Origin of the sequence: Zoogloea dura (assembly GCF_012927165.1) — a bacterium.
In the GTDB taxonomy this organism is placed as follows: Bacteria; Pseudomonadota; Gammaproteobacteria; order Burkholderiales; family Rhodocyclaceae; genus Zoogloea; species Zoogloea dura.
In genome coordinates this window covers 251,540-265,408 of record NZ_JABBGA010000004.1, presented here as the reverse complement: position 1 = coordinate 265,408, position 13,869 = coordinate 251,540, and the positions used below count along the sequence as shown (strand labels likewise).

Genomic DNA, 13,869 nt, shown 5'->3' with positions numbered 1-13,869 from the left:
GTGAGAATCGGTCAGCATTTCTTGTCCGGGGCATACCTGTCTAGCATCCCCCTCCGTTCTGGTGATCCTGTTCCGAGGGGAAGTATTGATGCGACTGGCGCTGCTGATCGGCGAAGTGCAATTGGCCGAGGCCTTGTCCGGGCTGTTGCAGGGGGTGGGGCATGCGATCCATGGTTTTGATCAGGAGCAGAAGCTGCGCCGGGCCCTGAGCCGGGAGAGCTTCGATCTGGTGCTGGCCGATGGTGTCTTGCTCGGCGACGACTGCGCCTCTTTCGTGCAGCGGGTGCGTGCCCTTCCAGGCAGCGATTTGCCGGTGATGCTGATCAACTGCATCGACGATGAGGAGCTGCTGTCGGAAGTGCTGGCAGCGGGGGCCGAGGACTACATCTCCCGTCCCCTGGCGGGCCGTGAGCTGGTGGGGCGCATCGGCGCCGTGTTGCGGCGGCGCCATCCGGATCTGTTCCGCTTGGAGTCCGAACTCGTCTTCGGATCCTACCGTTTCGACCTGCAGACCAGGACGGTATGGTTGCGGGGCGAAGTGATCGATCTGACCGAGAGGGAATTCGACCTGGGGCTCTTCCTGTTCCGCAATATCGGCCGCATGATTTCCCGGGGGCACATCCACGAGATGATCTGGCAGGTGTCCCGGCCGATGGAGTCCCGGACCATCGATACCCACGTCAGCCGCCTGCGGCGCAAGCTGGCGCTGCTGAGGGGCAATGAATTCCATCTGTCCGCAGTCTACGGTACCGGCTATCGCCTGGAGCGTTCGCGTCAGCCCTGGGTGTCGGAGCTGGTCACCATCTCTCTGGATGAGCCGGGCGATTCCACCTCCGGACATCACTCCACGGGTGTGCAGGCCTGCTCGGCCTGAGCCTTGTGGCACGGCCGGGGTGTCGTCAGTAGAGTCAAATTTAGTCAAAACGCTTTACGCTTCAATAATTTGCGTAGGATGTCCGGGGTGGCAATATCCTTTAGGGTAGTCGATGACCCGGACGTGCAGAAATGTGGCCCTGCTGAGCGCGGGGTCGGGGGCGGCACCAGCGCCGCTGATACGCAGGCTTGAACTCGCGGGGCTGCGCGTCCAGGTGTTCATGGACGCTTTCGAGCTGACCAGCGAAGCCCTGGAGGCGGAATTCCAGCTCTTCCTCCTGGACCAGCAAGCCCGGGAGGTGGAGGCGGCCTTCCGGTGGCTGCAGTCCAGGCCCAGCGGTGGAGCGTCCGTCATCCTCTACAACTGTGAGGACAACGAGGCGCGCCTTGCCGAGATGCTGGAGCAGGGCGCTGACGATTACATCACCGTTGCGCGCGGTAGGGAGCTCGTTGCCCGCAGTTGTGCCTTGTTGCGTCGAAGCGAAGGACGAATGGCTGCCCGCAGGGGACTGCTCGAACTGCCGCCCTATCGTTTCGATATGGTGAGCAAGCAGGCCTTCATTGAAGACCGTCGGGTTGTGCTCACCGACAAGGAGTTCGAGCTCAGTGTCTTTTTCTTCCGCAATCCGGGCCGCCTGTTGTCCCGCGAAAAGCTGCTCGAAGTGGTGTGGGGAAGCCGCCTGGTGGCGGTTTCAAGAACGGTGGACACGCATGTGAGCCGGATCCGGCGCAAGCTGGACATCCATCCCGGGCGAGGTTTCCGCCTGAGTGCTTCGTATGGAAGCGGCTATCGCCTGGAGCAGGTGGAGGATTCGTCCGGTACCGCGCTGGCCCACCCTGATCTGCTGCCTCGCAAATTCTCTCGGTCACCGTGAATTAATTGCACGGTCTGCGGGTCCGCCCACCCTAAGCTTGCAGTGCAAGTACCGCTTTGGGAGCGCCGGACCATGAACATGCACTTATTCGCCCTGATTGGCCTTCTGGCCTTGGCTGTCCTCGCCTGGCAGGCCTGGCGGGAGCGTGCAGGCGCCCGCAGCCGGATTCCTGCCGTCTGGGAGGAGAGCCTGCAGCGTATTGCCATGGACCAGCGCAAGGGACACCACCGGGTGGTGAGGGAGTGCATCCTGCAGGCGTGCAGGAGGCTGGAGCTGCATCCCGAGCTTTCGGGCAACGCACCGCATATCCGGGTGAGGTTGGCGGTGATGCTTGGCGAGGATCCGGTCTACCCCGTCGTGCTGAGGTCGATCCGTGCCGCCTCGGCCTCCGAGGAGGGCGTCAGCGAAATGGCCTTGTGCATTGCATTGCGGCAGTTCCTGGTGGAAGACATCCGCACCTGCATGGCGCTGGCCGAGTGCTTCGGCCAGGTCCGGCGCCTGTGCGAGGGCGGAGATTGCCGCGTCGAGGCAAATTTCATCCGCTCCGTCTGAGCCGCCTGCAGGGCCTCAGATTTCCAGATTGTCGATCAGGCGGGTATTGCCCAGGCGCGCGGCGCCCAGTACCACCAGGGCATCGCCATTGGCCGCCGCCTGCAGGTCGGCACGGCGGCGGATCGCAATGTAGTCCGGTTGCCAGCCATGGGCAGCCAGTTCTGCCACGGCTTCCGTCTCGAGGCGCAGGAAATCCCGCTCACCGGCTGCGATCCGGCTGCGGATCCGATCCAGCTGGCGATACAGGCGGGGGGCCTCGGCCCGCTCCGTCGCGCTGAGATACCCATTGCGTGAGGACAGGGCCAGGCCGTCCTCGGCGCGGATGGTCTCGCCGGGGATCACTTCGATGGGCAGTGCCAGCTCGCGCACCATGTTGCGCAACACCATGAGCTGCTGGTAATCCTTCTTGCCGAACAGGGCGACATCGGGCTGGACGATGTTGAACAGCTTCAGCACCACCGTGGCAACCCCGCCGAAATGCCCCGGCCGCACCGCGCCTTCCAGGATGGTGATGTGTGCGGCGTCCGGTTCCACGTGGTAGCGCTGGGGGGTGGGGTACATCTCGCCCTCGTCCGGGGCAAACAGGATGTCCACGCCGGCATCCGTCAGCCGGGCACAGTCGTTTTCGAAAGTGCGCGGGTATTTGTCGAAGTCTTCCTTCGGGCCGAACTGCAGGCGGTTCACAAAGATGCTCGCCACGACCACGTCGGCCTGGCTGCGCGCCTGGCGCATCAGGGCGATATGGCCGTCATGGAGGTTGCCCATGGTCGGCACGAAGGCGACGCGGCCGGCATCGGCCAGGGCGGCCCGCAGGCCGGCGATGGTGGGATGAATCTGCATGGCGGATCTCAGTAGCTGTGCTCGGGGCCGGGGAAGCGGCCTTCCTGGACGTCGGCCACGTAGCGGGCGACGGCTTCGTCGAGGCTGGTGGCGGCTTCCATGAAGTTCTTGGCAAAGCGCGGGCGCTTGCCGGGAAATACGCCGATCAGGTCGTGCAGGACCAGGACCTGGCCGTGGCAGTCGGCGCCTGCGCCGATGCCGATGGTGGCCATGCTGCTCAGGCTGGCGGTGACTTCGGCGGCGAGGCCGGCCGGCACCATTTCCATGACGATCAGGGAGGCGCCGGCCTGCTCCAGGGCCAGGGCGTCGGCCTTCAGGGTGGCGGCGCCGGCATCGCTGCGACCCTGCACCCGGTAGCCGCCGAGCTGGTGCACGGACTGGGGGGTGAGGCCGATGTGGGCGCACACGGGGACGCCCCGTTCGACCAGGAAGCGGACTGTTTCGGCCATCACTGCGCCGCCTTCGAGCTTGACCATCTGGGCGCCGGCGGCCATCAGGCGGGCGGCGTTGCGCATGGCCTGGGCCGGGCTCTCGGCATAGCTGCCGAAGGGCATGTCCGTGACGATGAGCGGGCGGCTGCAGCCCCGGGCGACGCACTCGGTGTGATAGACCATGTGGTCCATGGTCACTGGCAGGGTCGTCTTCTGGCCCTGCAGCACGTTGCCGAGGGAATCGCCGACCAGGATCACGTCCACGCCGTTGCGCTCAAGCAGCGCGGCGAAGCTCGCGTCATAGCCGGTCAGCATGACGATCTTGCGACCTTCGGCGCGCATCTTGCCGAGCTCGAAGAGGGTGATGGGTTTGTTGTTTTCTTGTAGGTAGCTCATTGCTGGTTCTCCTCGCGGCAGGAGTTAACCCCAATCTTGTGCAGGGCACAAGGGGCGTGATGGCCGAGGGGCCGGGCGAAGGGCGGGGGTGGGGTCAGGCGGCGTAGCCGAAGAATTCCCGGTAGCTGCGCATGGCCAGCAGGCGGGAGAAGAGCAGTTCGAAGTCTTCGTCCTTGTCCACCGGATTGAGGGACTCCGCATTGACGATGAACAGCGGTGCGGCGTCGTAGTGATGGAAAAAGGTGGCGTAGCGCTCGGCGACACGCTGCAGGTAGGGCTCGCTGATCTTGCGCTCGGATTCGACCCCGCGCTTGCGCACCCGGTCGATCAGGATGTCGGGCTGGGCCTGCAGGTAGATCACCAGGTCGGGCTTGCGGGCATTCGGCTTGAGGCGCTCGTAGAGCTGGCGGTAGAGCTTGAGTTCGTCGTCGGCGAGGTTGAGTTCGGCGAAGAGTGGATCCTTGTCGATCAGGAAGTCGGAGATGACCCGCTTGTGGGTCTCCTGCTCAAAGCTGGCGAGCTGCTCGCTGCGCTGGAACAGGAAGGCGATCTGGGTCGGCAGGCCCCAGCGTTCCATGTTCTGGTAGAAGCGCCCGAGGAAGGCGTTGTCTGCCGGGTTTTCGAGAAGGGTGTCGGCACCGAGCCGGTCGGCGAGACGCCGGGCCAGGGTGGTCTTGCCGGCTCCGATGGGGCCTTCCACGACGATGTAACGGGCTTTTTCGAGCATGGGGGTCCTTCAGCCCTTCAGGCACGGAAGATGAAGTAAACGGCCCCTAGGATACACAGGGCGGCCCACAGATAGTCAAGCTTGAGGGGCTGCTGCATGTAGAAAATGGCGAAGGGCACGAAGATCGCGAGGGTGATCGCCTCCTGCATGATCTTGAGCTGGGCCAGGTTGAGTTCCTGCGCGCCGATGCGGTTGGCCGGCACCTGCAGCAGGTATTCGAAGAGGGCGATCCCCCAGCTCACCAGGGCTGCGATGTACCACGGGGAGGTACTCAGGTTCTTGAGATGCCCGTACCAGGCAAAGGTCATGAACACGTTCGATGCTGCCAGCAGCAGCGCGGTTTGCATCCAGATCGGCATATCGGTCAGGTCCGGCCGGCCACCATGTCCTGCGCTGCCCCGGGGAGGCGGCGCACACGGTGGGTCTGGCGCGGCTTCATCTCACAGGGCCTCGAAGCGGTGAATGTCCTGACCGGCCACCTGGTCGAGAAAGTCGCGGGCCAGGCCCAGGCCGGGGAGGCGGGTGTCGGGAGCAATCTCGAGCAGCGGCAGCAGTACGAAGGCGCGCTGGTGCATGCGCGGGTGGGGCAGGGTCAGTTCCGCATCGCCCAGCACGCTGTCGCCGTGCAGCAGCAGATCCAGATCGAGGGTGCGCGGTGCGTTGGGGATGCTTCGCACCCGGCCGTGCACGGCTTCGATGGCCAGCAGCTGGCGGAGCAGCTCGAGGGGCGCCAGGGTGGTGTCCACGGCCACCACCGCGTTGATGAAGTCCGGCTGGTTGAGGAGCCCGACCGGCGCGCTGCGGTAGAGGGAGGAGCGCGCCACGACCCGGGTGCCGGGCAGGGCATCGAGGTCGCGGACGGCCGCGCGCAGGTGCTGTACCGGCTCCCCGATATTGGCGCCGAGGGCCACGAAGGCCCTGGCACAGGGGCGTTGCGCGCTCATTCGCCAGCGGCTTCAGCGGCAGGCTTGCGGCGCCGGCGACGTTTCTTGGGGGCGTTGCCGCGATCGGGCAGCAGCATGTTCTCGCGGGCTTCGGGATGGGCGTCGGCAAAGGCTTCCCACCAGTCGGGCAGCTCCATCGGCAGCTCGCCGGACTGGGCGCGCAGTCGGAGGAAGTCCCAGGCGGCGCGGTAACGGACCTGTTCCAGCAGGCGGTACGGGGTCTTGCCGGCGCGCTTCTCGAAGCGCGGCTGCAGCGCCCAGATCTCCTTGATGTCGCCGGCGATTCGGCGGGTGATGGCGAGCTTGCCCGATTGTTGGTCGAGCACCGCATCCATCGCGTCGAAGAGTGCGGGCTGGGAGTGTTCGCCCTTGGCCTTGCGGGCTTCCCAGTCGGCGAGAACCTCGTGCCACAGCAGGGTGGCGAAGAGGAAGCCGGGGGAGATGGGCTTGCCCTGGCGTACGCGTTCGTCGGTGTTCTCGAGGGACAGCCAGACGAAGCGCTCGCCCATCGGCTGTTCGAGGATCACGTCGAGCAGGGGCAGCAGGCCGTGGTGCAGGCCTTCCTCGCGAAGCTGGCGCAGGCACTTGACCGCATGGCCGGACATCAGCAGCTTGAGCATCTCGTCGAAGAGGCGCGCTGGCGGCACGTTTTCGAGGAGTTCGGCCATCTCGCGGATCGGCGCCCGCGCGGCGGGGTCTATGGTGAGGCCCAGCTTGGCGCCCAGGCGGGCGGCGCGCAGCATGCGCACCGGGTCTTCGCGGTAGCGCACGCGAGGGTCGCCGATCATGCGCAGGGTGCGTTGCTGCAGGTCGGCGACGCCGTGGTGGTAGTCAACCACGGTCTCGTCGCTAGGGTCGTAGTACAGGGCATTGACCGTGAAGTCGCGGCGGGTGGCGTCCTCGGCCATGGAGCCGAAGACGTTGTCGCGCAGAACCCGGCCGTGCTCGTCGGTTTCGGTGGATTCCGCATCCTGCATGGCGCGGAAGGTGGAGACCTCGATGGTCTCCTGGCCGCTCATCACGTGCACGATCTTGAAGCGGCGGCCGATGATGCGGGAGCGCCGGAACAGGGCGCGAACCTCTTCGGGCGTGGCACTGGTGGCCACGTCGAAATCCTTGGGCGTCTGACCGACGATGATGTCGCGGACCGCGCCTCCCACCACGTAGGCCTTGTGGCCGGCCTCCTGCAGGGTCGTGCAGACCTTGTTGGCGGCGGGAGATATCTGCTCCCGGCGCACGCCGTGACGGCCGACCGGAATGACTGCAGGTTCGAGAACTCGGTTGGCGGGTGCGGCGCGGCGGAATACCCGGCGCAGCAGTTTGCGGATCATTGGTTGGCTTGGGTTTGGTTTTTGGGTCAAGGGCGCGATGATAACCCATCGCAGGCCGCCGTTTGATTTCATGCCGTGCCCGGATGGTTTTCGCGGAGGGGCAGGATCGGCGACAATATCCCTTTGTCCTCGTTGCGCCCGCCCATGCCCCGTTTCGCCGCCAACCTGTCTTTCCTGTTCCTCGATCGACCGTTCCTGGAGCGCTTTGCCGCCGCCGCAGCTTGCGGGTTCAAGGCGGTGGAGTTCCACTTTCCCTATGAATTCCCGCCCGACGAGGTGGCTGCCGCGGCCCGCGAGGCGGGTGTGGCGGTGGTGTTGTTCAATTTTCCCGCCGGCAACTGGGCTGTCGGAGAGCGGGGCATCGCCTGCCTGCCGGAACGCATCGCCGAGTTTCGGGAGGGTGTCGCCAGGGCGGCCACCTGGGCCGAGAGCCTGAACTGCCCTCGGGTGAACTGCCTGGCCGGGCTGCGCCCCGAGGGCATCACCGAGGCGGTGCTGAGAGACACCCTGGTGGACAATCTGCGCTTCGCCGCCGATGCCCTGGCGGGGGCCGGACGCCAGGTGCTGCTGGAGCCCCTCAACTCCCGCGACACGCCGCGTTTCTTCGTGGATCGCACGGTGCCCGCGCTGGCGCTGCTGGACGCCGCCGGCCGTTCCAACCTGTTCCTGCAGTACGACATCTACCACGCCCAGGTGATGGAGGGCGACCTGGCCCTCACCCTGATGCGCAACCTGCCCTGGGTGGGGCACATCCAGCTGGCCGACAACCCCGGGCGCCATGAGCCGGGTACCGGGGAGATCAATTTCCCCTTCCTGTTCCGTCATCTGGACGCCATTGGTTACCAGGGCTGGATCGGCTGTGAGTATGCGCCCAGCGGCCGCAGTGAAGACAGCTTCGGTTGGCTGGATGCGCTGATGCGGACCTGATGGGGCCGGGTCCCCTCCACCTGCCGCCGCCCGGGCTGCCGCATTGCTTACGCAACGGGCTGATGATTCCGCCTTCCGGGCCTGTCGGGTGCCGTCAGCGCTGCGCGCCTCGCACTTTGGTCCCGCCGGCTTCTGGAGGACCGCGGCGGCGTTTCGGTTCAAGACCGGGAGGCACTGTCGGGCCGACACTTTTCTCCATTCTGAGGATATCGGCATGACACTACAGCGTCCGGGCCCATTCGATTCGGATGCCAGTTCGCTGGCTGCTGCGATCCGTGACGGGAGCGTATCCGCAGAGAGGGTGCTGGAAGCCTTTCTTGAGCGTATCGGACGCTTGAATCCCCAGCTCAATGCCCTGGTAAGTGTGGATCCGGCCGGAGCTCGGGCGACAGCCCGTGGTGTCGATCAGGCTCGCCGGGAGGGTCGGACTCTGCCTCCGCTGGCCGGCGTGCCCCTTTCGATCAAGGACGCCTTTGCGACCCGGGGCTTGCGCACGACCGCCAGTCATCGCCCCCTTGCAGATTACGTGCCGGAGCGGGATGCGACCGTGGTGGCCCGGCTGAGAGCAGCGGGTGGGGTCATCCTGGGCAAGAGCAATCTGCCCGAACTGGCTGGCGCACCGCATTGTTGGAGCCCCTTGTTCGGCCTGACCCGTAACCCCTGGAACCCGGATCTGACGCCGGGAGGAAGCAGCGGCGGGGCGGCGGTGGCCGTCGCGGCGGGTCTGTCCCTGCTCGACCCAGGCAGCGACCTGGCCGGCTCGATCCGTATCCCGGCGGCCTATTGCGGCGTGGCCGGCTTCAAGGCGACCGAAAACCGGATCCCCCGCAGTGGGCATATCCCGCACCTGCCGGCCCGGTTCGGGGGCGCGCGCAGTGTGCGCCACATGCTGTCTTTTGGCCTGCTCGCCCGCAGCGTGGCCGACCTGAGACTCGGCTACGGGCTGCTGGCGGGGCCGGACGGGGAGGATATGGAGGTGCCGCCGGTGGCGTCCGTGACTGTCCCCTTGCCGCGGCAGGGCAGACCGCTGCGACTGGCCTTGTGGACCGACTTCGGCCTGCCGCTCTGCGACCGGACGCGGATTGCCATGGAGACCTTGGCGGACAGGCTGCGGGCCGTGGGCCACGAGGTCAGCCGCGTGGTGCCTCCCGGGCTGGATCCGGAGGCCTTGCGGGAGAACTTCGGCCTCATCGGGGGCGTCGAGGTCGGTCTGGGCTTGCCGGTCTGGCAGCGTGCCTTGTTGCGCTCGGTGCCCCATGTGCTGCCATCCTCGGAGCGCTTGCTGCGGGCGCTTGCCCGTGGCGCGCGCCTCGATCTGCGGGAATACAACCAGGCACTGAATCTGCGCGAAGAGTCGATCATCGCGCTGGAGGCCTTCCTTGGTGGAGTGGATGCCCTGTTGTGCCCGGTGGCCAGCTGCGTGGCTTACCCGGGGCGGCCGATGGGGGCGCTGTCGCGTCCGCCCGCGCTGACCGTGGCCGGCCGGCGCCTGCCTTACCTGGAGGCAACCATCGGCCTGACCGTGCCGTTCTCGGTGACCGGCAATCCGGTGGCGGTCCTGCCGGTCGGGGTCTTCGACGGCCTGCCGGTGGGGGTACAGGTGGTGGGGAGGCGCTGGGCGGAGGCGACATTGCTGGAAGTGGCTGCTGATCTTGAGCCCTTGCTGGGCGGCTTCCGGCCGCCGCCGCTGTTCGCCTGAGCGCTTTCCGGCGCAGGCCACTTGGCATCTTCCTGCGGCCTCTTCTAGACTGGTGGCGGCTTCCCGGACATGCAGATCAATGGCCCATGCCTGCCGGCCGGGAAGCGACCGGGGTGCCGCCCGGCGCAGAAGGTGGCAGGGCCTGCAGGGCAACCAGGAGACACGAGCATGGCGGACAGGTTCGAGGAGCCGGCCTTCGGGGCGGTGGAGCGGGATTTCTCGCAGGTGGACAAGGCCCGCCTGGTGCAGGCCCTGTCGCGGGTCCTGGCGCCGGCCGGCCTGCTCCACGAGGTCGAGGACCTGCGGCCTTACGAATGCGATGGCATGGCGGCCTTGCGCCAGGTGCCGCTGGTGGTCGTCCTGCCCGAGACCGAGGCCCAGGTGGTCGAGATCCTGAAGATCTGTGCGGCCCAGCAGGTGCCGGTGGTGGCGCGGGGGGCCGGCACCGGCCTCTCCGGTGGCGCCCAGCCGCATCGCTTTGGCGTGGTGCTGTCCCTGGCGCGTTTCGGGAAGATCCTGGGCGTCGATGCGCATGCCCGCCGTGCCGTGGTCCAGCCGGGGGTGCGCAACCTGGCCATCTCGGAAGCGGCCGCACCCTTCGGCCTTTACTACGCACCGGATCCTTCGTCGCAGATCGCCTGCACCATCGGCGGCAACGTGGCCGAGAACTCCGGCGGGGTGCATTGCCTCAAGTACGGGCTGACCATCCACAACCTGCTGAAGGTGCGCGGCGTCACCATCCAGGGCGAGATCGTTGAGTTTGGCAGCCTCGCCCTGGACGCCCCGGGCTATGACCTGCTGCCGCTGGTGACCGGCTCGGAGGGCATGCTGGCGGTGGTCACCGAGGTCACCGTCAAGCTCACCCCCAAGCCCCAGCTGGCCCAGTGCGTGCTGGCGGCCTTCGACGATGTGGTCAAGGCGGGTGATGCGGTCGCCGCCATCATTGCCGCTGGCATCATTCCGGCCGGGCTGGAAATGATGGATCAGCCCGCCACCGCGGCGGTGGAGGAGTTCGTCAAGGCGGGCTACCCGCTGGATGCCGAGGCCATCCTGTTGTGCGAATCCGACGGCACGCCGGAGGAGGTGGCCGAGGAGATCGGGCGGGTCCGGGCGATCCTCGAGAACAGCGGCGCCACTGCAGTCCGGGTTTCCCGTGACGAGGCCGAGCGCCTGCGTTTCTGGGCCGGGCGCAAGGCGGCCTTCCCGGCGGCGGGGCGGATCTCGCCGGACTACTACTGCATGGACGGCACGATCCCCCGCAAGCGCCTCGGCGAGATGCTCAAGGCCATCCAGGCGATGGAGCGGAAGTACGCCATGCGCTGTATCAACGTCTTTCATGCGGGTGATGGCAACCTCCATCCGCTGATCCTCTTCGATGCCAACAAACCGGGCGACCAGCACACCGCCGAGGCCTTCGGGGCCGAGATCCTGGAGCTGTCGGTGGCCCTGGGGGGCACCATCACCGGCGAGCATGGCGTCGGCATCGAGAAGATCAACCAGATGTGCAGCCAGTTTGCGACGCCTGAGATCAAGGCCTTCCACCGGGTCAAGGCGGCCTTCGATCCAGCCGGCCTGCTCAACCCGGGCAAGGCCATCCCCACCCTCAACCGTTGCGCCGAGTATGGGCGGGAGCGCATGGGGCGGACCTCGCCCCAGGCCCACCCGGACCTGCCCCGTTTCTGATGGACGGGCTGTCGGAGGGCTGGCTGCAGTTCCTGTTCGTGGCGGTGCCGGTGCTGTCCCTGGTCGGAACCTGGATGGGCCTGCGAACCGCGGGCCGGCTGGCCGGGCGGCGGCGGACGCCCGCTGCCGATGAACACAATGAAAAGAACAATGGAGACAGCAATGGACGATCTGATCCAGGCCTGGAGTGAGCGCGTGCGCCAGGCGGCGGCCGGCGGCGGGCGGCTGCGCATCCGTGGCGGCGGCAGCAAGGATTTCTACGGCCGGGAGCCGGTGGGCGAGCTGCTTGAGACCGGCGCCTGCCGGGGCATCGTCAATTACGAACCGAGCGAGCTGGTCGTCAGCGTGCGAGCCGGTACGCCGCTGGCCGAGTTGGAGGCCGTGCTGGCGGAGCGGGGCCAGATGCTGGCTTTCGATCCACCCCATTTCGCGGCCGGCGCCACCATCGGCGGCTGCGTGGCCGCCGGGCTGGCCGGGCCGCGGCGGGCGGCGGTGGGGGGCGTGCGCGATTTCGTGCTGGGTGCGCGCCTCATCGACGGTCGTGGCGACGTGTTGCGCTTTGGCGGCGAGGTGATGAAGAACGTGGCCGGCTACGATGTGTCGCGGGCCCTGGCGGGGAGCCTCGGAACGCTCGGCCTGATCATCGAGCTGTCGCTCAAGGTTCTGCCGCGACCGCTGGCCGAAGCCACGCTGCGGTTTGATACCGATGAGGCCGATGCGCTGCACCGCCTCAATGTGTGGGGTGGCCAGCCGCTGCCCGTCTCGGCGTCTGCATGGCGGAGCGGCGGCCTGTACCTGCGTCTGTCCGGCGCCACGGCTGCCGTCGGGGCGGCCGTGGCACGCCTGGGGGGTGAGGCCCTGGACGAGGGGGCGGCGGCTGCGCTGTGGTGCGGCCTGCGCGATCACACCGATCCCTTCTTTGCCGGCGAGCTTCCCCTGTGGCGCCTGTCATTGCCGAGCGATGCACTGGCGCTGGAGCTGGATGGTGAGCAGCTGGTGGAGTGGGGCGGCGCCCAGCGCTGGCTGCGCAGCGAGCGGCCGGCTGCGGACATCCGGCAGCGTGTCGAAGCGCTCGGCGGGCATGCCACCCTGTTCCGCCATGGCGACCGCCATGGCCAGTGCTTCCATCCCTTGCCTGCGGCCATGCTGGCGCTGCAGCGGAACCTGAAGAATGCGTTCGATCCGGCCGGGGTGTTCAACCCGGGTCGCCTCTACGAGGGCCTTTGAATCATGCAGACCAATCTGGCCGGCTTCATCAAGGACACGCCCGAAGGCCGCGAGGCCGAGGCGATCCTGCGCAAGTGCGTGCATTGCGGCTTCTGCACGGCAACCTGCCCGACCTATCAACTGCTCGGCGATGAGCTGGATGGCCCGCGCGGCCGCATCTACCTGATCAAGCAGGTGCTGGAAGGGCAGAAGGCCACCGCCAGGACCCGCCTGCACCTGGACCGCTGCCTGACCTGCCGTGCCTGCGAGACGACCTGCCCGTCAGGGGTCGAGTACGGCCGCCTGGCGGACATCGGGCGGTACGTGGTCGAGCAGCAGGTGCCGCGTACCGGCAGTGACCGGGTGCTGCGTGGGGCCTTGCGGGAATTCGTGCCGAGGACCGGCCTGTTCGGCAGCGCCATGAGCCTGGGGCGTGTCTTCAAGCCGCTGCTGCCCCGTGCCTTGTCGGCCAAGGTGCCGGCCGCAGCGGCTGCGGGCGTCTGGCCGGCGCCGCGCCATGCCCGGCGCATGCTGGTGCTGGCGGGTTGCGTGCAACCGGCGATGCGTCCCTCCATCAATGCGGCCACGGCGCGGGTGCTGGATGTGCTGGGCATCTCCCTGATCGAGGCGGCCGGGGCGGGCTGCTGCGGTGCGGTCCGTTTTCATCTGCAGGACCACGACGGAGGTCGGGCGGATGCCCGCCGCAACGTCGATGCCTGGTGGCCGGAGATTGCGGCCGGACGGGTCGAGGCCATCGTGGTCACGGCCTCGGGCTGCGGCGTGCAGGTCAAGGATTACGCCCACCTGCTCAAGGATGATCCTGCCTATGCCGCCAAGGCGGCGCGGGTTGCCGGACTGGCCAGGGATCCGGCGGAGATCGTGGCCGCCGGGGCGGAACGCCTGAAGGCTGTGCTGGCGCAGAGGGCTGTCACGCGTCCGCGCCAGCGCATCGCTTTCCAGTCACCCTGCAGCCTGCAGCATGGGCAGCGCATCCGGGGTGTGGTGGAGGGCTTGCTGGAGGCTGCCGGATATGAACTGGCAGCCGTGGCCGATGCGCATCTGTGCTGCGGATCGGCAGGGACCTATTCGATATTGCAGCCGGAACTTTCCGGCCGGCTCAGGGCCAACAAGCTGGCGGCGCTCACGGCGAAGGGGGCCGAGAGGATTGCTTCTGCAAATATTGGTTGCATCGAGCATTTGAGTGGTGCCACGGAGCTACCCATTCAGCATTGGATCGAGCTGATTGATGAAAAAATCACGGATGACGTTAGAAAGTCAGGATGAATGTACGGCTTCAGTTTATTTAACAAGTTACACTTGTGAAATGCCGAAAGCTGTCGGCCGTTGCACTTAGCAGGGTTGCATGCAATGCAGCCCTTGATATA

Annotated in this window: 15 protein-coding genes; 9 read left to right on the top strand and 6 right to left on the bottom strand. The window is 67.0% G+C overall.

What is annotated here, in order from left to right; genetic code table 11:
• Nucleotides 1-88 precede the first annotated feature (88 nt).
• The 3 genes from HHL15_RS07405 (at nucleotide 89) to HHL15_RS07395 (ending at nucleotide 2,300) form a co-directional block, all read left to right on the top strand.
• Nucleotides 89-874 carry a response regulator transcription factor gene (locus tag HHL15_RS07405; protein WP_169145189.1) on the top strand — a complete coding sequence of 262 codons (786 nt, stop codon included), beginning with the start codon at nucleotides 89-91 and terminating at the stop codon, nucleotides 872-874.
• A 220-nt stretch (nucleotides 875-1,094) separates the two neighbouring features.
• Nucleotides 1,095-1,748, top strand: coding sequence for a response regulator transcription factor (locus tag HHL15_RS07400; protein ID WP_169145188.1), 654 nt, complete (start codon nucleotides 1,095-1,097; stop codon nucleotides 1,746-1,748).
• 72 nt (nucleotides 1,749-1,820) lie between these two features.
• A complete protein-coding gene (locus HHL15_RS07395) occupies nucleotides 1,821-2,300 on the top strand; it encodes a hypothetical protein (protein WP_169145187.1) in 480 nt (159 codons plus the stop codon).
• 15 nt (nucleotides 2,301-2,315) lie between these two features.
• On the opposite strand, the gene panC is transcribed toward HHL15_RS07395, so the two are convergent.
• The 6 genes from panC to pcnB all read right to left on the bottom strand — a co-directional run bounded on the left by panC (nucleotide 2,316) and on the right by pcnB (nucleotide 6,969).
• Nucleotides 2,316-3,140 (bottom strand): pantoate--beta-alanine ligase, encoded by an 825-nt coding sequence (gene panC / locus HHL15_RS07390; protein ID WP_169145186.1) that lies wholly within the window; start codon nucleotides 3,138-3,140, stop codon nucleotides 2,316-2,318.
• An 8-nt stretch (nucleotides 3,141-3,148) separates the two neighbouring features.
• Nucleotides 3,149-3,967, bottom strand: a complete 819-nt coding sequence (gene panB, locus HHL15_RS07385; RefSeq protein ID WP_169145185.1) for a 3-methyl-2-oxobutanoate hydroxymethyltransferase — start codon at nucleotides 3,965-3,967, stop codon at nucleotides 3,149-3,151.
• 94 nt (nucleotides 3,968-4,061) lie between these two features.
• Nucleotides 4,062-4,694: a deoxynucleoside kinase gene (locus HHL15_RS07380; RefSeq protein ID WP_169145184.1), complete on the bottom strand. Its 633-nt coding sequence runs from the start codon at nucleotides 4,692-4,694 to the stop codon at nucleotides 4,062-4,064.
• 17 nt (nucleotides 4,695-4,711) lie between these two features.
• Entirely contained in the window at nucleotides 4,712-5,053 is a 342-nt protein-coding gene (locus HHL15_RS07375; protein ID WP_169145183.1) for a DMT family protein, read from the bottom strand.
• Between the two features lie 81 nt (nucleotides 5,054-5,134).
• A complete protein-coding gene (folK, locus tag HHL15_RS07370) occupies nucleotides 5,135-5,638 on the bottom strand; it encodes a 2-amino-4-hydroxy-6-hydroxymethyldihydropteridine diphosphokinase (RefSeq protein WP_169145182.1) in 504 nt (167 codons plus the stop codon).
• On the bottom strand, nucleotides 5,635-6,969 hold the full coding sequence (gene pcnB, locus HHL15_RS07365; RefSeq protein WP_169145181.1) for a polynucleotide adenylyltransferase PcnB: 1,335 nt from the start codon (nucleotides 6,967-6,969) through the stop codon (nucleotides 5,635-5,637). Before pcnB ends, folK begins: the two co-directional genes overlap by 4 nt.
• Nucleotides 6,970-7,113: 144 nt before the next feature.
• On the opposite strand from pcnB, the gene hyi reads away from it, so the two are divergent.
• The 6 genes from hyi (at nucleotide 7,114) to glcF (ending at nucleotide 13,768) form a co-directional block, all read left to right on the top strand.
• Nucleotides 7,114-7,896, top strand: a complete 783-nt coding sequence (gene hyi, locus HHL15_RS07360; RefSeq protein WP_169145180.1) for a hydroxypyruvate isomerase — start codon at nucleotides 7,114-7,116, stop codon at nucleotides 7,894-7,896.
• Between the two features lie 214 nt (nucleotides 7,897-8,110).
• The gene (locus HHL15_RS07355; RefSeq protein ID WP_169145179.1) at nucleotides 8,111-9,595 is read left to right on the top strand and encodes an amidase; all 1,485 of its coding nucleotides are present in this window, start codon (nucleotides 8,111-8,113) and stop codon (nucleotides 9,593-9,595) included.
• Nucleotides 9,596-9,763: 168 nt separating this feature from the next.
• Nucleotides 9,764-11,278: an FAD-linked oxidase C-terminal domain-containing protein gene (locus tag HHL15_RS07350; RefSeq protein ID WP_169145178.1), complete on the top strand. Its 1,515-nt coding sequence runs from the start codon at nucleotides 9,764-9,766 to the stop codon at nucleotides 11,276-11,278.
• A complete protein-coding gene (locus tag HHL15_RS07345) occupies nucleotides 11,278-11,469 on the top strand; it encodes a hypothetical protein (RefSeq protein ID WP_169145177.1) in 192 nt (63 codons plus the stop codon). The genes HHL15_RS07350 and HHL15_RS07345 overlap by 1 nt, the downstream gene beginning before the upstream one ends.
• Nucleotides 11,441-12,505 carry a glycolate oxidase subunit GlcE gene (gene glcE, locus HHL15_RS07340; protein WP_206198646.1) on the top strand — a complete coding sequence of 355 codons (1,065 nt, stop codon included), beginning with the start codon at nucleotides 11,441-11,443 and terminating at the stop codon, nucleotides 12,503-12,505. Before HHL15_RS07345 ends, glcE begins: the two co-directional genes overlap by 29 nt.
• A 3-nt stretch (nucleotides 12,506-12,508) precedes the next feature.
• The gene (glcF, locus tag HHL15_RS07335; RefSeq protein WP_169145175.1) at nucleotides 12,509-13,768 is read left to right on the top strand and encodes a glycolate oxidase subunit GlcF; all 1,260 of its coding nucleotides are present in this window, start codon (nucleotides 12,509-12,511) and stop codon (nucleotides 13,766-13,768) included.
• Nucleotides 13,769-13,869 lie beyond the last annotated feature (101 nt).